General features: G+C 38.0%; 14 protein-coding genes and 1 other annotated feature. Of the genes, 2 read left to right on the top strand and 12 right to left on the bottom strand.

From position 1 onward, the window contains the following. Positions 1-268: 268 nt before the first annotated feature. The 4 genes from RBU59_RS11635 to RBU59_RS11650 are packed head-to-tail and all read right to left on the bottom strand — an operon-like array spanning position 269 to position 6,123. Positions 269-1,642 (bottom strand): TolC family protein, encoded by a 1,374-nt coding sequence (locus RBU59_RS11635; RefSeq protein ID WP_308148031.1) that lies wholly within the window; start codon positions 1,640-1,642, stop codon positions 269-271. Between the two features lie 54 nt (positions 1,643-1,696). Further along, on the bottom strand, positions 1,697-3,091 hold the full coding sequence (locus RBU59_RS11640; protein WP_308148032.1) for an HlyD family secretion protein: 1,395 nt from the start codon (positions 3,089-3,091) through the stop codon (positions 1,697-1,699). A 21-nt stretch (positions 3,092-3,112) separates the two neighbouring features. Beyond that, positions 3,113-5,428, bottom strand: coding sequence for an ABC transporter permease (locus tag RBU59_RS11645; RefSeq protein WP_308148033.1), 2,316 nt, complete (start codon positions 5,426-5,428; stop codon positions 3,113-3,115). Further along, positions 5,422-6,123: an ABC transporter ATP-binding protein gene (locus RBU59_RS11650; RefSeq protein WP_308148034.1), complete on the bottom strand. Its 702-nt coding sequence runs from the start codon at positions 6,121-6,123 to the stop codon at positions 5,422-5,424. Before RBU59_RS11650 ends, RBU59_RS11645 begins: the two co-directional genes overlap by 7 nt. A 300-nt stretch (positions 6,124-6,423) precedes the next feature. On the opposite strand from RBU59_RS11650, the gene RBU59_RS11655 reads away from it, so the two are divergent. Continuing rightward, a complete protein-coding gene (locus tag RBU59_RS11655) occupies positions 6,424-6,993 on the top strand; it encodes a TetR/AcrR family transcriptional regulator (protein WP_308148035.1) in 570 nt (189 codons plus the stop codon). A gap of 129 nt (positions 6,994-7,122) precedes the next feature. Here the strand turns inward: RBU59_RS11655 and RBU59_RS11660 are convergent, their stop codons facing one another. The 6 genes from RBU59_RS11660 to RBU59_RS11685 form a co-directional block, all read right to left on the bottom strand. Continuing rightward, a complete protein-coding gene (locus RBU59_RS11660; protein WP_308148036.1) occupies positions 7,123-7,881 on the bottom strand; it encodes a DUF4886 domain-containing protein in 759 nt (252 codons plus the stop codon). 103 nt (positions 7,882-7,984) lie between these two features. Next, a complete protein-coding gene (locus RBU59_RS11665; RefSeq protein WP_308148037.1) occupies positions 7,985-9,988 on the bottom strand; it encodes a methyl-accepting chemotaxis protein in 2,004 nt (667 codons plus the stop codon). Between the two features lie 476 nt (positions 9,989-10,464). Next, positions 10,465-10,821, bottom strand: a complete 357-nt coding sequence (gene rplT / locus RBU59_RS11670; RefSeq protein WP_308148038.1) for a 50S ribosomal protein L20 — start codon at positions 10,819-10,821, stop codon at positions 10,465-10,467. A 31-nt stretch (positions 10,822-10,852) separates the two neighbouring features. Continuing rightward, positions 10,853-11,050: a 50S ribosomal protein L35 gene (gene rpmI / locus RBU59_RS11675; protein ID WP_308148039.1), complete on the bottom strand. Its 198-nt coding sequence runs from the start codon at positions 11,048-11,050 to the stop codon at positions 10,853-10,855. 179 nt (positions 11,051-11,229) lie between these two features. Then, positions 11,230-11,724 (bottom strand): translation initiation factor IF-3, encoded by a 495-nt coding sequence (gene infC, locus RBU59_RS11680; RefSeq protein WP_308148040.1) that lies wholly within the window; start codon positions 11,722-11,724, stop codon positions 11,230-11,232. 479 nt (positions 11,725-12,203) lie between these two features. Further along, a complete protein-coding gene (locus tag RBU59_RS11685) occupies positions 12,204-13,793 on the bottom strand; it encodes a peptide chain release factor 3 (protein WP_308148041.1) in 1,590 nt (529 codons plus the stop codon). A 438-nt stretch (positions 13,794-14,231) separates the two neighbouring features. On the opposite strand from RBU59_RS11685, the gene RBU59_RS11690 reads away from it, so the two are divergent. After that, a complete protein-coding gene (locus RBU59_RS11690) occupies positions 14,232-15,518 on the top strand; it encodes a leucine-rich repeat domain-containing protein (RefSeq protein WP_308148042.1) in 1,287 nt (428 codons plus the stop codon). Positions 15,519-15,674: 156 nt separating this feature from the next. On the opposite strand, the gene thrS is transcribed toward RBU59_RS11690, so the two are convergent. Together thrS and RBU59_RS11700 are read right to left on the bottom strand one after the other, a co-directional pair. After that, positions 15,675-17,627 (bottom strand): threonine--tRNA ligase, encoded by a 1,953-nt coding sequence (thrS, locus tag RBU59_RS11695; protein ID WP_308148043.1) that lies wholly within the window; start codon positions 17,625-17,627, stop codon positions 15,675-15,677. Between the two features lie 208 nt (positions 17,628-17,835). Next, positions 17,836-18,058, bottom strand: a binding site (T-box leader). 441 nt (positions 18,059-18,499) lie between these two features. Then, the gene (locus RBU59_RS11700) at positions 18,500-19,030 is read right to left on the bottom strand and encodes a GNAT family N-acetyltransferase (RefSeq protein ID WP_308148044.1); all 531 of its coding nucleotides are present in this window, start codon (positions 19,028-19,030) and stop codon (positions 18,500-18,502) included. Positions 19,031-19,045: the final 15 nt, after the last annotated feature.

Genomic DNA, 19,045 nt, shown 5'->3' on the forward strand with positions numbered 1-19,045 from the left:
TAGTATAAATATATCACTTTATGGATAATATTTCAAATTATACACTATGAAATTATATTTATTACGTACCTAACTTATAAAAATGACAAAGCTAATTTAATCGACATTACAGTGATTTTTCTGCTTAAGATCAGACAGTTTCAATATATAAACAATAAATAAAAGATATGTCGGAATCCTTTGCACAGAAAGTTTTCGACATATCTTTTTTCGATATTACATATTATTTATTATTGTTTGTAATCCTGCAGATGGAAGAAATATTCCTTTAAAAGGTTAATCCTTTTTTCATCCAGTCATACTTTAAGTAAGAGCGGATAAATTCATGTTCCGCCACATGGGTATTTATCTCCTGACTTTGATATAATGAATTTTCATTCTCCAGCTCCAGATCCGAAATCTTGCCAAGCTCATGTTTCATGATTGCATAACTTCTATTCGTGCCTGCCTGTTCCAGTTTCTTGTTTTCCTGTTCAAATGATGTTTTTTTACTGAGTACCTCTTCATAAACTTTATTAAAAGAAAAGGACACATCCCGTTTTGTCTCATCCAGCTTTATATTCTCATTTTCCAGGTTATATTTAGCTGCCTCTTCGCTTTGGGTATCACTACCGCCTGACCGGTTGAGCAATCTTTGTTTGGTTTCCCGTTCTAGAGTTTGTAATGCTATAGAATAATTATTTTCAAGTACACTCTCTAAATCCATATTATAATTGTTTTCATTAAAATTCTCATACACAGGTTTTAATTCAGTATCTAAAGTTAATTCAAAATCATAATTATTGCCTAACATAAGGTTAAATTCACCAAGAACCGCTTTTTTTTGTGTCTGTAAATCATTTAAACCTATTTGCAGATCGCTGATCTTAAGTTCCATAGAAGTTATCTCTGTTTTCGTTATTTTACCTAAAACCTCCTGCAGTCTGGCGACCTCAAGCTGTTTCTTCATTAATTCTGTCTGATTTACTAAATCCGTTTCCTTATTCCGTAATACATTATAAGTAATATAAAGGTTTTGTGCTGTAAAAACCAGCTGACAAGCGGACATTTTTGACTGAACCCTTAATTTATTTGTGGCATCATCCAGATCTTCTGCCTGATCATCCAAAGAAAACTGCTGCTTTCTTAAAGTTTTTCTGCTGTCAACAAGACTGTCTTTGTTATATTGATAAATACCAATGAGGGCATCATAGTTTGATTTGATGTGGTTTATCAGATCCTGATCTCCATCAATTCTGGTTTCCAGGCTGGCTCTATCCTGCTGCAATTTTTTTATTTGGAGATCCATCATATCAATGGCATCCTCCAGATCATCTCTGTCATCTTCCAGGTCATCCTGGGTATTCTTAATCTGCTTATAATCTTCATCCATGGCACTAATTGCATTTTTGTTAATTAAGACTGCCGGATTACTCTCCAAAATTTTATTTTCTATCTCTTCAAACTTAAGCGTTCCTTTATTTTGGCTGTTATTATCATAGGTAGCTTCACTTGCAACTTCATTGACAGATTCATTCACAGCACCAGCTTCCTTCTCAACATTACCATCTACGTTACTATCAACTTCACTGGCATGAATATGTACCGGAGTAAAAAATATAACTAAAACTGTTAAAACCAAAAACGTACAAACTTTATTCATCCGGATACCTCCTTATATCTATTGTTAGATTTTTTAAAACAAAGTCTTTATAAGCTATTTTTTAAAATATACATCGGCAGTATATCCCGGTTTCAGCAGGTTATCCGGATCGTCCGGTTTCACCAGAACGCGGATAACACGTTTCCCGTCCTTTTCCACGGCGAGACTGGGAATCTGCGTAACGGTTCCGGTGAGTGAAACATCCGGTACTGAGATTGGAACAATTTTCACTGTTTCACCTACTTCCACATTACTGATAAATTCCTCATCAACCTCTGCACTGACGGTAAGAGAGTCCCCATCAATAATTTGTAAAACCTGTGTGGGCATGCCCTGTGCTCCGAGATGAGATGCATCACTGACCATAATATTTAGCACAATGCCATTTTTTATATTAGAAACGATCTGATTGCCTTTGATATACTCTTTTGCGGTCTTTGCCGTAAGCGAGTCCAAATCCACCTGCGTTGCTCCAATTCCACTCTGTTGCTTGGTGATATTGGCAGTATTTCCGTGCTTGACCTGGGTAAGCTGCACTTGCTTGGATTTCAATGAAACATTCAACTGGTCCAGTTCGTCTTTTAAGGCAGTTTTCGTTTTCTGAATGTTGTCCTGTATGTCGTTTACAGCCTTCTGTCTCTGATCCAGTGCATCCTCATACATGTCTATCTCGTCTTTTAAAGCGGTTTTCGTTTTCTCAAGGTTATACTTTATATCCTTTACGGCTTTCTGTCTCTGATCCAGTGCATTCGTGTACTGATCCAGTTCGTCTTTTGAAATAGCTCCGGCATCATACAATGACTGGAACTCATAAAGGTCATTCTTTGCGGTCTTAAGCTCTTTATTTGCCAAATCAAGGGAATTCTGCAGCAATTTCAGATCTGCATTCGTGTCGTTATTATACTTTAATTGATGTTGTTTCAGATCACTCTTTGCGGTAGCCAGCTGCTTTCTTGCCAGATTCAATGAACTCTGAAGCAGCTTTAGATCCACATTCGTACCGCTATTATACTCTTGGGTCTTACGGGCGATCTGTTCTTGCAGCTGCTTTATATCGGCCTGCAGCGCAGTAATGCCCTGCTTTGCAGCGGGCAAAGCTGCCTGACCGGCGGTAAGCTGTTGATTCAGTTTCTCTACATTTCCATTATATTCGGAGAGATCCAGCGTTACAAGCGGCTGGCCAAGTGTGACCCTTTCTCCCTCCTTTACCAGTATATCTGTTACTACAGACAGAAAGTCGATACTGATATCCTCCATATGTGTATATTTTACCTCACCCCACGCATCGATCTCCGCCGCCTGATTAGCCGAATCCCCGATGTCCATGGTCTCTTGTGCAGAGGTATTGTTTTTCTGATAATAAAAAATCCCCAGTAAGACAGCGAGTATGACAAGCACACCAGTCCCTGCTAATACCGATTTTTTGTGGGTAGTAATCCATTTATTCATGAGATAAGCCTCCATCTATTATTATTCAACGCTTTTCAGCGCTTCAAGCATATCAATCTGTTTCATCTTTCTGGCTACGATGCTATTGGTAATCCAGGCGAAACACAGGGTCATAACGGTTGCAATCAATACATCGGGCAATGTAATATTCCCCGGAAGATCCATACGTTCATCCAGGCTACTGGCGATTACCCAGGATATAAACCGTCCCACAGGGATGCCGGTTAACGTCCCAAGCAGTACAGAAAAATAATTTTCGATCAGCACCAGGTTTCGGATTTTTCCATGATGGAAACCAAGGACCCGCAGGGTAGCAAGGTCCCTGATCCGTTCGACAAAATTAAGAATGCTGGTGTTATACAGCACCACAAAAGCCAATGATGCACCCATTACAATCAACGCCACTACTGCGAAGTTCACCACCTGCATACTTGAGGATAAGCCGGATTGCTGGCTTTCACGGGTTGCCGAATCTACTACCGCATCACTTCCCAGAAATTTTTGATCCGGAGGGCCGTTCCATTGTATAAGCAGGGCTGTCGGCGAAAAGGTTTCGCCCAGGGCCTTCCAGTAACTGTCGCTCATGTAGATTCCCTGACCGGAGGCCATATAGGCTACCTGAAGTACCTGCACTGATATATAATCCCCTCCTGAACGTTTGATCCGAATACTGTCTCCTTGCTTTATACCAAGATTATCACATAATTTCCGGGTCATTAACACTCCATTTTCCGGTAAAGAGATAGGATTCCCGCTAACATCAGACATGTGAATCAAAGGGCTGTTTTCAGTGGTAATAGTGATGGGTTCCATTTTCTGTTTACCATTCGGGCAGATCACCTCTATGGCAGATTCCTGTATTTGCTGGGTGATGCCATTTAGTCCCAGGTTTTTAAGATAACGAGAATCTGCTTTCTCTGTGTCAACAAGAACTTTCTGATCATAGGTGAATGTGTTTCCATACATCTGGTCAGTAATTCCGGATATGGTACTTCTTACGGTCAGAGCGGCAATTATTACACTGACACAGCCCATGACACCAATGGTACTCATGACAAGACGTCCTTTGTTTTTCAGGGTGTTCCGTACAATCAGTTTATCACTGAACTTCATCTTCCCCCAAAGGGATGGGAAAGCTTCCAGAAAAATATGCGCACCTTTTTTAGGCGGTTTATCTCTTAGAAGCACTGCAGGAGTATCCCCCTGAAGTTTCCAGCAGGCATAAAAGGAAACACCGCCCGTACATAACAGGATAAGAAAGAATGATGCCGCGAAGTTCCAGTAATTAATGTGAAGACTGTAACTGTTTAGCGTAAGTTTTAACCGAGGGACCAAAACCCTGCCGAACAGATTGGGGCCGAGCAAAAGACCGGAAATTGAGCCCATCAGACCGATTATAACACCATAAGAGGTGTAATGCCAAAGGATACTTATCTTGCTGTATCCCATCGCTTTCAGAATCCCGATTTGTGTACGTTGACTTTCTACCAGTCGTAACATGGTACTTTGAGTAATCAGAGCCGTTACCAGAAAGAACAGAGTGGGAAATACAAAAGAAAGTGTTTTGAACTGCTGTATGCGGCCATTAACACTGCTGACGCTGGTGTTATCCTTCTGCAAGGTGGTGCCTATCATCTTATGGCCAATTACTGCATCCACCTTTTGCACCACCTGAGTAAGATCAGTCCCAGGTTCCGTTTTCACACTGATTTGGTTGTAGACTTTCTGACCGTAAACACTCTTAAGCGCACTGGTATGAACCACTACAAAACCATAAAGCATGGGATCCGGGATAATAACTGCAGTATTTTTTACTGCATAGACATGCTCACTGTTCAATGCCAGCCCGTCTATGGGAAGAGACAGCCATATGCCATTTAGTTTTATCGAAATAGTATCTCCGACTTTCAGATTATGGGCTTTTGCAAATTCACTATCTAATACCGCCCCGCCGCCGCTTTTCCTAAACCGTCCCTCCTGCATCTCAGGCTGGTCCAGAGTACTGCCATCATTCAACGCATAGACATGCAGTGTGGGTTTTCCGGGCAGTTTGGTATCGGCTTCGGCAGAGAAACGCTTCTCTACCTGCTTAACCCCAGAGATCCTATGTATTCCCCAGAGATCCTGCTCCGAGGGATTCTGTACGGTCACCCACAGGTCTGATAGGTTCGTTGAGTCATACATGGTATTCGTGTGGTTCCAGACAGTAAACCAAATACAGTCAAGGCCTGTCATTATAGATATGGCAAGTGTTGCCATAATAAAGATGGAAATAAACTGCGCTTTCGCTTTTTGCATATCACGCAGGGATTTTTTGAGCAATGCACCCCTCACCATACGATTTCCTCCACATCTTTGGGATGCTCATGTAATTCTATTTCGGCAATTTTGCCGTCCCGCATATGTAACACCGTCTGTGCCATCTCGGCAATCGGCGCGTTGTGGGTAACGATGATTACGGTTTTGCCAAGATCCCTTGCCACGTCTCGGATCAGACGCAGCACCTTTCGGCCGGTCTCGGAATCCAAAGCACCGGTCGGTTCGTCACACAGTACAATCTGTGGATTCTTCGCCAGAGCCCGGGCGATGGAAACACGCTGCTGTTCACCACCGGACATCTGGCTTGGGAAATTGTCCATCCGCTTTTCAAGCCCGACTCGCTGCAGCATTTCCCTGGCGTCAAGCGGGTCGGCACAAATCTCCTCGGCGAGCTGCACATTTTCTAATGCAGTCAGGTTAGGCACCAGGTTGTAAAACTGGAACACAAAACCGATCTGCGTCCTTCGATAGTCGGTAAGCTCCCTCTCTGACATACCGGAAACCTCATACCCGTTAACCGATATCCGGCCGGCGGTGGGCGAATCCATGCCGCCAAGCAGATTAAGTACCGTGGTTTTTCCCGCGCCGCTCTGTCCGAGCACCACATTGAATGTGCCTTTGTTAAGTTCAAAACTGACACCGTCCACCGCTTTGATGATGTTTCCGCCGATGTGATAGTCTCTTTCTACGTTTTCGAATGTGATAAAGTCCATATGTTGTCTCCTTTGCTGCGTAACTTGCCGGCACACCTTATCTATTATGAGAAGTCGTGATCTATATATCACTGCTTATCTTTGTAACGTTGCAGTTTAGCCTGTAAACTCTAACTTCGTAACCCTTGCAAGTTTTACACATTCTTGACTTTTAACTAAGAATTCATTATAATGACACTGTGTTGATTATGCAACCATCAACTTTTTAATAGATGTCTTGTTTGCAACAAATTATCTTATAAATGTCGTTTTAAAAACAAGATTGGTCAATTTTTATATTTAAGTGAGGTGAGCGGAACCTTGATAAAAGAAATGAAAGAAAACCGAAAAACACGTTATACAAGAATGGTTTTGCAAGAGAGCCTTTTTGAATTAATGGAGATAAAACCCATTGCTAAAATAACAATCAAAGAACTCTGTGAGAATGCAGATATCAACCGGACGACTTTTTATGCGTATTATACCGACCAATACGACCTTCTACGTAAAATCCAGGATGAAACCCTGTTATGGGTGAAAGAGTCCCTTTCCAATCTAATTGGCCAAACGGACAAGCATGAAAAAATGATGGTCCTGGAAAAGATTTTCCAATATTTTGTAGAAAACAGCAGACATCTTAAGATTCTGATGAGCGAGCAGGGTGATATCGATTTTCAGAAACAGATGTTTACCTTAATATACCAGCAATGCGGGATATCCCCCACCGCTACACCCGAAACGAACTTTGGTATCAGCAAGGATTATTTTATATTTGCTGTGAACGGAAGCGTCGGCCTCTTACAGCACTGGCTGAAAAATGGTATCAATCAATCTGCACAGGAAATGGCCGAGACTATTTACAATATGACTTTCCGATTAGTCAGCTGGTAAATGCCGGCTGAAAATCCCGACTTAATGACGAAGTTTGTCCTTAAACACAATCCTTAAAAAGAAAGAGCTAATTTCAAACATTAGATACTAAATCTGTTGTCTGAAATTAGCTCTTTAGCTATATAAGTTTTACTTACTGTTAACCATATCATGTATACATGCTTTGATTAACTGAATTTCATCTTTGTCTATAGAAGCTTCTTCTCCCCTTGGGGGCAGATAATTATTAACTAAGAGATTACCTTTTATTACATATTCGTACCAGGTTGCTGCCAAAGCATATCTTCCGTAAAGGTAATGCATATGAAATCCATCTCTGCAAAGGCTTTTCCCGCCATTTTTATAATCAAAAGCCGGAAGGGTACGCAGTTTCTGAATCACTTCCCCAAAAGGAATAATGTCCAGAGACAATTCCTGTGCAACTGTACTGTAACATTTTCTTAATGCCTGATACATCTCTTCCTGGCTTCTATGATACAGCTCATACTGTGAGTGATCGGAATCAATTTCATATGCCCAGGTCTGATGAATGAGTTGTTTTGCCTTTGGAGCGTATTGACTCACATATGCTGACAGGTCCTTACTATATGGGTGGTATGTATCGATTAATCCGCTGAACCCGCTGCATTGCTGCATGGTGACAATATCCCAGTCCTCTTCTGTTAAAACTTCTTTAATGGTAACGTATTTACCTGTAGGTACTCCGTTAAGCTGATATTCATAATCCGCTTTCTTCCCGGTGATATTATCCCAATGACGTTCTAAAGAACATCCGCCGATATAGAGGTTCACTACTTTTGTATCAATACCGCCTGTCTTGGCCAAGTCAAACAGATATGTAGTAGAATCCTGCGAGAAACTATTGCCTATACATAATATTTTTATCATATTGCTCCTGCCTTTACCAGATAATGTATCTCATCATATTTCTCATTAAATATAACAGTAATTTTTTGAATTTTCAACATAGATCCGTCAATTATTTTGTAACTTAGATCTTAAACTTGGAAACGGCTTCAACAAGTTTATTAGAACTGTTTCTTGTTTCCCTTGCATATACAGAAACCTTTTCTGCACTGTCTACTATATTTCCTGCCTTTTCCGCAATATGATAAGTACCCTCTGCTTCTTCCTGAGTTGACGCAGATACTTCATTAATCGCTTTAACCATTCCTGACATAATGGTTGACAGCTGCTCGGTAGTTTTATTCAAATCTGCTACAAAAGCAGCAACCAGATTAGCATCCTTATTATACTGCTCCCCTGTAGTTACGATGGCATCATAATCTCTTACTATACTAGTATCCACAAATTCCAGCAGTACTAGAGAATTGGTTGACAGGTTTTCCACGGACTTAACTACTTCTGCTGTCACAGACTGTATTTTTTGAACCAGATTCGTTGAATTCTCAGCAAGTTTCCTAATTTCATCAGCTACAACTGCAAAACCCGATCCCGCTTCTCCTGCTCTGGCTGCCTCAATCGCCGCATTCAGAGCCAGTAGATTTGTCTGTTCGGAAATCTGTAAGATTGCCTCCGTTAAATTATTTATCTCCTCAACTTTCTTTGCCTCTTCAACTGAATTTTTTAATGATTCCGATGAAGTAAGATATATTTCTTTTGCACGATTACTGGAGTTAACCCCATTCTCTTTTAAATTTAATGCTCTTTTACTAATTTCTTTTGCATTATCTGCCCCTTCTGCTGCTCCATTTGTTATGGAATTTATTGAGTATTCTATTTCAGCGGAGGCTGCATTCATTTCCTCTGCTGAGGCTGCGGTTTCTTCTGCTCCCGCCGACAATTCCTCTATTGTTGCAGAAACTTCTTCTATTTCATTTAAAAGTAATTTTATACTTGATTCCTGTACATCTACGTTTTTTGAAACATTTTTAGATTCATCCGATACCAGATTAATAATATTGGAAACCGATTTTTTCATGATATCTAATGATTTTGCTAATTTTCCTACTTCATCGTTTTTCTTCAGCAAGGCTGCCGGTATGTCACAGGTGAAATCTCCCCCTGCAATTTGGTCCAGTTTACCGGTAATCGCTTTAATTGGTTTCACCAATGCATCGGTAAAAAGAAGCGTAATTAAGATAGCTATAACCAGAAAAATTAGAGCGGCAACTCCCAAATATAATGTCATAGAAGTTAAACCGGCTAATACATCTCCTCGAACCGCAGATACTGCAAGATACCAATCTGCTCCTTTAATTGAACTATAACCGACATATTTCTTAACCCCTTGATAAGAATATTCGCCATACCCATTCTCACTTTGCACCATTTTGCTTGCTAACGATGCAAATTCAACAAATGAAGCATCGGTTTTACCTAATTCTATAACATTAACTTTATTTTTTATTTTTTCAATATCTTCATTAGCAACCGCCGTGCCGGACCCATTAATCATAAAAGTCGTACCGGATTTACCAAATTTTATTCCATTTGTAATATCACTGATGGTTTGGGTTTCAAGAGCTTTAAATAAGATTCCCACAACTTGACCATCCCAGGTTACAGGTACTGATATTGTATTAATATATCTCCCCTTCGTCGATGCATCTTCTATAGGATCTGATACTGCGCGCTCACCTTTGATAGACTTTTGAAAATATTCTCTTGAACTTACATTAATAACGGTAACACCATCAGGAGCTAATGCATTACCTTGTGCATCGGTATAAACAATATTTAATACCCCTGTGGCTTCCACTATCTGCTTTAGCAAAGTACTCTTATCCGCCATAGATATGCTGGGATCTGCGATAGTGCTAATGGAAGCTAATTCTTCTAATGAACTCCACTGTCCTTCCAGGTATTCATTCACTATATTTGCACCCTGTTTCGCTAATTCTTTTAATTCCGTGTGAACAGTGTCCTCCAGCTGATTTTTTGAAACTTGATACGACGTAAACCCTAAACCAATACAAACTACCAGCAGCATTGCACTAATAACCCCTGCATACTTCCATTTAATACTTTTCATAGATTCTCCTTTTGTCATTTGTTATTTAATTATTTGTATCTAATTATACATTATTAGACATAAATCGACAATGTTTTAATGTAAGTTTTACCAATTAGTTTAATTTGAGGCTATATAATTTATTGATCCTATTATTTCTAGTGGTACTGTCACTCCCCTGCAAAAAGCAGCGGTTTCGTGAACAATAACACGCTTCGCGATGCACACAAAACGAGGAGAAAGCGTTCCTCGGCTGCAATTCTCCGGTTTTCTGTGACTTTCCCTTCGCTGCACTCACAAAATACACGTCGCATCCGTTCCCTGTGAACAGTACATTTTTAGAACTACTGCTGCCCGTCGGGCTTACTTATCGAATCTGATAAAATTTCTTATACGATAAAAAGAGCTTATTCAAAATTAAATATTAATTAATAATTTTGAATAAGCTCTTTATCTATATCAATGATTTTGAATTCAATTTAATTGGAATGAATGATTTAAGCTATTTTGGACTTTGCAACTTCAGTTAAAGCTGTGAAGCCTGCAGGATCGTTGATAGCCATGTCAGATAACATTTTTCTATTGATTTCAACTCCGGCAACTTTCAAGCCAAACATAAGTTTGCTGTAAGAAAGACCGTTCATTCTTGCTGCTGCATTGATTCTGGCAATCCATAATTGTCTGAATTGTCTCTTTCTCTGTCTTCTTCCGGCAAATGAAGAAGTTAAAGCTCTCATAACGGATTGTTTTGCTACTCTATATTGTTTTGATCTGGCTCCTCTATAACCTTTTGCCAGTTTTAATACTCTATTATGTCTTTTTTTAGCATTTAATGCGCCTTTAATTCTAGCCATGTTCTATTTCCCTCCTTATATCACCTATATCTTATAGATATGGCATAATCTTCTTCATATTCTTTACTTTTGTTGCATCTGTTAAAGTAGCTTTTCTAAGATTTCTCTTTCTCTTAGTAGACTTCTTTGTTAAGATATGGCTTTTATAAGCTTTCATTCTCTTTAACTGTCCTGTACCGGTTTTCTTGAAACGCTTTGCTGCTGATCTGTTAGTTTTAATTTTAGGCATGATATTTCCTCCTTAATCATGATACAATTAACTTATCCCCCTTACGGGTTGTCCAATTGTCTTTTTTATTATTATCCACTCGGCAAAATCTGTTCGGGTCTTTCGCTGCATAACCGAAGCTTAAGCTTCGGTTATTGCTTATATTATATTAAAGTGTCCCGTATATTTACAAAGTGTAATTAACGCTTTTCAGTCAAAAACAGAATCATGCTTCTGCCTTCTAACTTAGCTGGTTTCTCAACGACTGCAACATCCTCAAGCCTTGCAAAGAAATCATCTAATATCTGCTTACTGGATGACATATGTGCCATTTCCCTACCACGGAAACGAAGAGCTACTTTTACTTTATCACCTTTTGTGATAAACTTTCTTGCCTGATTTGCCTTAGTATTAAGATCATTCTCATCAATATTGGGTGATAAACGAATCTCTTTTACTTCGGTAATCTTCTGCTTTTTCTTAGCTTCTTTTTCTTTTCTTGCTAATTCATATCTGTACTTACCATAGTCGATAATTTTACATACAGGCGGTTTAGCGGTAGGAGCAATCTTAACCAAATCAAGATTGGCTTCTTTAGCAAGCTTCAGTGCATCCTTAATCGGTAATATACCTAACTGCTCGCCTTCTTCTCCAATTAAACGGACTTCTTTGTCTCTAATTTGCTCATTGATCATTAATTCACTAATAGTACTGCACCTCCATAGGTTGAATATTCCATTGTCGTGTTATTTTATGAAATAAAAAAGTGGATAGCAAAGTCTATCCACGTTCCAATTCGTTAAATTCCTCACTGAATTCAATCAATAAGTACTAATTACACAGCTTTTTGCTGTCTTTTACCGAAATTATGAACCAAAGTCACACGTTAGTGCTAAGGTGAGAGTGGATACTCTGCTTTGTTGTTATCGTTGAATCACCATAAATATAATTACGTATGATTCACAAGCTTTATAAGTATAACACAGTTAATAAAAAATGTCAATATTATATTTTTTATACTTATAATAATTTTATCTGGTATAACTATTCCGGATTTCTTAACTTCATATCCTATAACCATGGAAACTATTCTCTAACTTGTATAAGTTAAGTATATCCATAATTAAAAGTATAACACATTTCTAAAATACTTATTTGTAACAAATATTAAAGGTTACTCTCTGCCGAACTCCGATAACTTAAGTTCCTTGTTACGGTCTAAAACTGTCTGAATACTCCAGCTGTGTACAAAAAGCAATAAAGGATTTCCTTTTAAATCTTTTACTTTTTTCGTATCGGAAGTAATACTTAGTTTACTTACATCCAGACTTTTGTTTTCTATCCAGCGGATATATTCATATGCTAAGGGCTCCAGGCGAATTTCCACACCATACTCGGACTCCAGGCGGAATTTTAATACGTCAAACTGCAATACGCCTACCACTCCTACAATGATTTCTTCCATCCCCGTATTAAATTCCTGAAATATCTGAATAGCACCTTCCTGGGCAATCTGGGATACTCCTTTTAAGAATTGCTTTCTCTTCATGGTATCCACCTGTCTTACCTTTGCAAAATGCTCCGGTGAAAAGGTCGGAATTCCTTCATAAGCAATCTTTTTGTCCGGCATACACAAGGTATCACCAATGGAAAAAATGCCCGGATCAAATACACCGATAATATCTCCGGCATAAGCTTCCTCTACGATTTTTCTCTCCTGTGCCATTAATTGCTGGGGTTGGGACAGTCGTATCTTTTTCCCGCCCTGTACGTGATTTACTTCCATACCGGCTTCAAATTTACCGGAACAGATACGCATGAATGCAATTCTGTCTCTGTGGGCTTTGTTCATATTTGCCTGAATTTTAAATACAAAAGCAGAGAACTCATTCTGCACCGGATCAATGACTCCCTCCGTTGATTTTCTTGGTAACGGTGAAGTTGTCATGGACAAGAAATGTTTCAAAAACGTTTCCACACCAAAATTCGTTAATGCGGAACCAAAAAATACCGGCGTTAATTTGCCTTCTCTTACTAAATCAATATCAAATTCACTGCTGGCACCATCCAACAAATCGATTTCTTCTGCTAAAATCTCATGATTCGCCTTACCGATTAAGTTATCCAGACTTTCATCTCCTAATTCTACTTCTACGGTATCAACTTCTTTCTGTCCGTTATTGGCTGCGAAAAAACGTGTGATATGTTTTGTTTCCCTGTCATAAACCCCCTTGAAGTTTTTACCGGAACCAATGGGCCAGTTAATGGGACAGGTACGAATTCCAAGAACAGTTTCTATATCATCTAACAATTCAAATGTATCTTTCGCTTCCCGATCCATTTTATTAATAAAAGTAAAGATAGGAATATTACGCATAACACAAACCTTAAATAGCTTAATGGTCTGATTCTCAACACCTTTTGAAGCATCGATTACCATGACTGCTGAATCTGCTGCCATTAAAGTACGATAAGTATCTTCCGAGAAATCCTGATGTCCCGGAGTATCCAGAATATTGATGCAGTAATCTCCGTAGTTAAATTGCATTACGGAAGAAGTAACCGAAATACCACGCTGTTTCTCAATTTCCATCCAATCGGAAACTGCATGCCGATCTGTTTTTTTCCCCTTAACCGAACCAGCCAGGTTAATAGCTCCACCATATAGCAGAAGTTTTTCTGTTAGAGTTGTCTTTCCGGCATCCGGATGGGATATAATTGCAAAGGTACGTCTTTTATTAATTTCCTTCGTATAATCAGCCAAAATAAATCCTCCAAACCATCTGATAATTTAAAATTCTGTTTTTAAATAATTTATATACAAAATTTATGTCAATTTTCTGTACTATCTAATTTCTCTCATACCAAAATTATGTGGAATCAAATTTATTGTTACGCAAATACAATTTTTCTATCATTTTTCTCTTTCAATAAATATCCATCAAAACCTCTTCATGATATAATAAATAAGTACTAATTGTCAAGGTATTTATACAACTCGGCTCTGTAAACTACATATTAAAACATAAAAATATTTATGTTCCTAACCTAATACAACTAAGTTACCTTATAGACTTTATTGCCAAGAAATGTTATCACTATTTGTTTCCAGATATTTCTTATGCTATAATTAGTTTGTACCTTATAAACCATCAAAAATAAGTACAATTTTAAGTGTGGGAAAGCAACGAGGAGATTTTATATGAATACTATATGTAAGCTTATGAAGTTTAATAGAAAAAAAATAATACTCTGCTTAGGTACCTTCTTATTGATTCTATTTTCTTTGTGCGGTGCAGACAACGTCAATGCAGAAAACAATGAATTTACCATTGAGGATGGAATACTGGTCAAATACTCTGGCGTGAGCGATATTGTTATAATTCCTGACACTGTTACAAGTATTGGAAATTCGGCCTTTTCCCGCTGTAAAGAAATAAAAAACATATCAATTCCAGACACCGTAACAAGCATTGGAATTTCAGCTTTTTCTTCCTGTACTAATTTAGAAAGTCTTGACATTCCTGATTCCGTGACAGAAATCAGGGAAAGTGCATTTACCGGATGCACTAAACTGAGAGAAATAAAACTCCCCCAAACTATAACTCAGATTGAAAATATGACCTTTTATCAATGCAGAAGTTTAGCTTATGTATCCATACCGGATTCCGTTACAGTCATTGGTCCATGGGCTTTTAGAGACTGTAATAGTTTAAAGAACATAACTATACCAGCTTCTGTAACGACGCTAGACATAATGTCCTTTTCTGACTGTTCAAACTTAACTGATGTTAAGTACTCTAATTCAATAAAAAATATTAGATACCGGGCATTTTATAGAACCCCCTGGATACATGCCAGAAAAAAAGCGGATAAATTCGTTGTGATAAATGGTATTATGATTGATATCAGCAGCAGCCGGAAAGGAAAGGTAACTATCCCCGATACAGTAACGAAAATAGGGGAAGGGGCATTGGAAAACTGTAATACTATTACAAATATTATAATCCCCTCAACCGTTACAACTATAGAAGGCTCTGCCTTTGCAAGATGCCGTAAATTAAAAAGTGTTCAAATACCGGCTTCCGTAAAAAAAATCAGCAGCGGCGCATTTAAAGAATGCACTTCCCTTAAGACAATAGACCTTCCTCCTGACATTACAGAACTCAGTGATAGTATTTTTATGGGTTGCAGCAGTTTAACTAATATAACGATTCCCAAAAAGGTTACCAAAATTGGGGATAGTGCTTTTTGTAATTGCTATAACTTAAAACGTATTATAATACCTGATAAGACTACAAGTTTGGGCAATTATGCCTTTTACCATTGCGACGCTTTAAAAAGTATAACAATACCGGCCTCGGTAAAAAATATGGGAGAGTATATGTTTGGTGCTCTCAATAAAGATTTAACTATTATCTGTAAGAAAAATTCTTATGCACATTCTTTCGCCAGAAAAAAAAATATTAAATACTCTTTTATAAAATAAAATGAAACTCTACTTAATAGTTACTGCCAACGGTCTTGCAATTGCTCTCACCTCTTTTGAGATATTCACGTTTTGCTTGATATAGTGCCATGCCTGGATCACACAAGTAGAGAGGGGGTGCTGCATTTTTGCAGCCCCCCCTCTATTATTCTATATTTACTGTTCAACTTCAATCTTCTTAATTTCTTTTGTTCTGATTTCTTTGCAGATATCATTAATGAAAGTATCAAGAGGTTTCTGGCCTTCATCTCCAAGATAGCGGCTTCTTACAGATACTAAACCTTCTTCCTCTTCTTTCTGACCTATTACTAATAGATAAGGAACACGGTCAAGTCTTGCCTCACGAATCTTGTAGCCGATTTTTTCTGCGCGTTCGTCCACGCTGCTGCGGATACCGTTATCTTTTAACTCGCTTTCAATTTTCTTAGCATAATCATGATACTTTTCGGAAATAGGAAGAACTCTTACCTGTTCCGGGCATAACCAGGTTGGGAACAATCCGGCATATTTTTCAATCAGCCAGGCAAGGGTTCTTTCATAACATCCCAAACTGGTTCTGTGAATAATATAAGGGCGGACCTTATCACCGTTCTGATCAATATAATACATATCAAACTGTTCTGCTATAATTGCATCCCATTGAATCGTAATCATAGTATCTTCTTTACCATAGACGTTCTTAGCCTGGATATCTACTTTAGGTCCATAGAACGCTGCTTCTCCGTCTGCTTCCGTAAATGGAATATTCAGTTCTGTAAGGACATTACGGATTCTTCCCTGGGTTTCTTCCCAGATTTCTTCCGTACCGATATATTTTTCTTTATTGGTTGGATCCCATTTTGATAGGCGGTAAGTAACATCTTCTTCCAAACCTAATGTTTTAAGGCAGTATCTTGCTAAATCAATACAACCTTTAAATTCGTCATCCATCTGGTCCGGTCGTACAATCAGATGCCCTTCTGATATTGTAAACTGACGCACACGGGTTAATCCATGCATTTCTCCGGAATCCTCATTTCTGAAAAGAGTTGAGGTTTCACCATAACGTAACGGAAGGTCACGGTAGGATTTCTGGCTTGCCTTATACACATAATACTGGAATGGGCAAGTCATTGGACGCAGTGCAAATACTTCCTTATCCTTTTCTTCATCTCCAAGGACAAACATACCCTCTTTGTAATGATCCCAATGCCCTGAAATTTTATATAAATCACTCTTAGCAAACAGAGGGGTTTTGGTTCTGATATAACCTCTTTTTTCTTCCTCGTCTTCAATCCATCTCTGAAGGGTCTGGATGATTTTAACACCATTTGGCATTATTAATGGAAGTCCCTGTCCGATTACGTCAACTGTTGTAAATAACTCCATTTCACGGCCTAATTTATTATGATCACGTTTCTTGATATCTTCCAGGTGTTTAAGATATTCGTCCAAGTCTGCATTTTTGGTATATGCAGTACCATATACTCTGGTTAACATCTTATTTTTCTCACTGCCTCTCCAGTATGCTCCGGAAGAAGAGATTAATTTAACGGCTTTAATTCCTTTGGTACTCATTAAATGAGGACCGGCACAAAGATCTACAAAATCCCCTTGACGGTAGAAGGAAATAATGGAATCCTCAGGTAAGTCTCGGATTAATTCCACCTTATAAGGTTCCTCTCTGTCTTCCATAAATTTAATTGCTTCTTCTCTGGGCAGGGTAAAACGTTCCAGTTCTGCACCCTCTTTAATAATCTTTTTCATTTCTTTCTCTAATTCATCCAAAGCAGCCCTGTCAAAGGATTCTATATCAAAATCATAATAAAATCCGGTATCGATAGATGGACCGATTGCAAGTTTCGCATTAGGATACAGGCGCTTTACCGCTTCTGCCAGTACATGGGAGGTGGTGTGTCTATAAGCGGCTTTACCTGCCTCATCATTAAAAGTTAATATATTTAATTGACAGTCTTCTGAAACAACAGTTCTTAAATCCACAACTTTTCCGTTTATTTCTCCGGCACATGCCATTCTGGCAAGCCCTTCACTAATATCTTTCGCTATGTCAATTACGGACATGGCGCTTTCATAAAGCTTTTCTGATCCATCTTTTAATGTAATCTTCATTTTGATTTTCTCCTTTAAATAATTATATAATTTGATATATTTTAATTACTCTATTGTACCATCAGAAATCGTTGAATAGTGACACTCTACCTATGGCGTGTCATGCGCATACTACCTGGAAAGCTTTTTATTGCATAGTAAGTTCGGAGAACTTTCCTATGCAATAAAAAAAGCCCGTCACTTCCGAATTGCCTGATTAGCATATTTCGAAAGGGACGAGCACATATCTCGCGGTTCCACCCTTGTTGGAATTTTAATCAACTTAATTGTGCTAATTAAATTCCCATCTTCATTGGATTATAACGTAATCAACGGACCGGATTGGGGTCACTCAGAGGTAGTTTTCAGATGTCTTCCAATGAGATATTTTCAGCATATCATATCTCTCTCTGCAATATCGGGCATCTTACTCGTCTCATCACCGTATTATTATATCATTTGATATTTTTCATTATAGCATTGTAAAAATCTTTGTCAAGAGGGATTTTCTCTCAGGGTTGTATGTTTAGAACATCTAAAATAATCGCAGACCTTTTATAATCACTGTGAATGCTAATAATTAATAAAAGTATATGATTGCTTATTAAGATGCTAAAACTTATTATCAACCTATTCTATTATTTTGTTGGGTTTCAGATGGTTATCAGGTGGATTAAAAATAATTTTAAGAGAACATATGTTAATTGGTTAAAGTTAAATATTAAGTAATTAATCTAAGCACGTGGATATTAATACGAACAGTATTAATTAAAACTTAGATAGTAATATTAATTATTATGATATTAATTATGATTTTCAAGGATAAAGCTAATAACAATAAATTTTAAGGTACCATTTTATTTGGATGAGGATGATAAATCTAATATTATGTTTTATATAGGTTTCTCCATAATAAAATCATCCATTACAAATCCGTTACCAATATCGGCCACCTGGGTGCGGACTTTAATAAATCCCTTTGTTTCATATACTTTTATGGTATTATCATTAAACCGGTTAACCGTAAGCCATATTTTGTGGTAACCTTTTAACCGGCATAAATCATCGATAAATGCAAAAACCTTACTGGCTATTCCATATCCTCTATAATCCTTACTCAGATATAATTTACTTAAAAATAAACTTTGCTCCGTTTGTTCTTCTTTAAGCGCAAAGTAACCAATCAGATTCTTGTCCAGTGTTATCATATAATAAGTGTAACCGCCAGATTTAATTTGGCTTGTTATGGCCTGTTCAGATTGAAATTTATCTACCATATAATCAATTTGTTCCAAAGATAATATGGTAATAAAATGTTCATGCCAGATTTGAGTTGCAACTGCAGCTATTTTTTTAATATCTTCTTCTAAAGCCGCCACAGTAAAGGTAAGCTTATCGATTAATATTTCATTATCTGTTTTCATTCAAAATGCCCTCCC

The sequence above is a fragment of the Anaerocolumna sp. MB42-C2 genome (assembly GCF_030913705.1).
In the GTDB taxonomy this organism is placed as follows: Bacteria; Bacillota; Clostridia; order Lachnospirales; family Lachnospiraceae; genus Anaerocolumna.

Bases quoted from the DNA above. Each gene is read 5' to 3' on its own strand.
- RBU59_RS11635 (WP_308148031.1), bottom strand. From the start codon at position 1,642: ATGAATAAAGTTTGTACGTTTTTGGTTTTAACAGTTTTAGTTATATTT.
- RBU59_RS11640 (WP_308148032.1), bottom strand. From the start codon at position 3,091: ATGAATAAATGGATTACTACCCACAAAAAATCGGTATTAGCAGGGACT.
- RBU59_RS11645 (WP_308148033.1), bottom strand. From the start codon at position 5,428: ATGGTGAGGGGTGCATTGCTCAAAAAATCCCTGCGTGATATGCAAAAA.
- RBU59_RS11650 (WP_308148034.1), bottom strand. From the start codon at position 6,123: ATGGACTTTATCACATTCGAAAACGTAGAAAGAGACTATCACATCGGC.
- RBU59_RS11660 (WP_308148036.1), bottom strand. From the start codon at position 7,881: ATGATAAAAATATTATGTATAGGCAATAGTTTCTCGCAGGATTCTACT.
- RBU59_RS11665 (WP_308148037.1), bottom strand. From the start codon at position 9,988: ATGAAAAGTATTAAATGGAAGTATGCAGGGGTTATTAGTGCAATGCTG.
- rplT (WP_308148038.1), bottom strand. From the start codon at position 10,821: ATGGCTAGAATTAAAGGCGCATTAAATGCTAAAAAAAGACATAATAGA.
- rpmI (WP_308148039.1), bottom strand. From the start codon at position 11,050: ATGCCTAAAATTAAAACTAACAGATCAGCAGCAAAGCGTTTCAAGAAA.
- infC (WP_308148040.1), bottom strand. From the start codon at position 11,724: ATGATCAATGAGCAAATTAGAGACAAAGAAGTCCGTTTAATTGGAGAA.
- RBU59_RS11690 (WP_308148042.1), top strand. From the start codon at position 14,232: ATGAATACTATATGTAAGCTTATGAAGTTTAATAGAAAAAAAATAATA.
- thrS (WP_308148043.1), bottom strand. From the start codon at position 17,627: ATGAAGATTACATTAAAAGATGGATCAGAAAAGCTTTATGAAAGCGCC.
- RBU59_RS11700 (WP_308148044.1), bottom strand. From the start codon at position 19,030: ATGAAAACAGATAATGAAATATTAATCGATAAGCTTACCTTTACTGTG.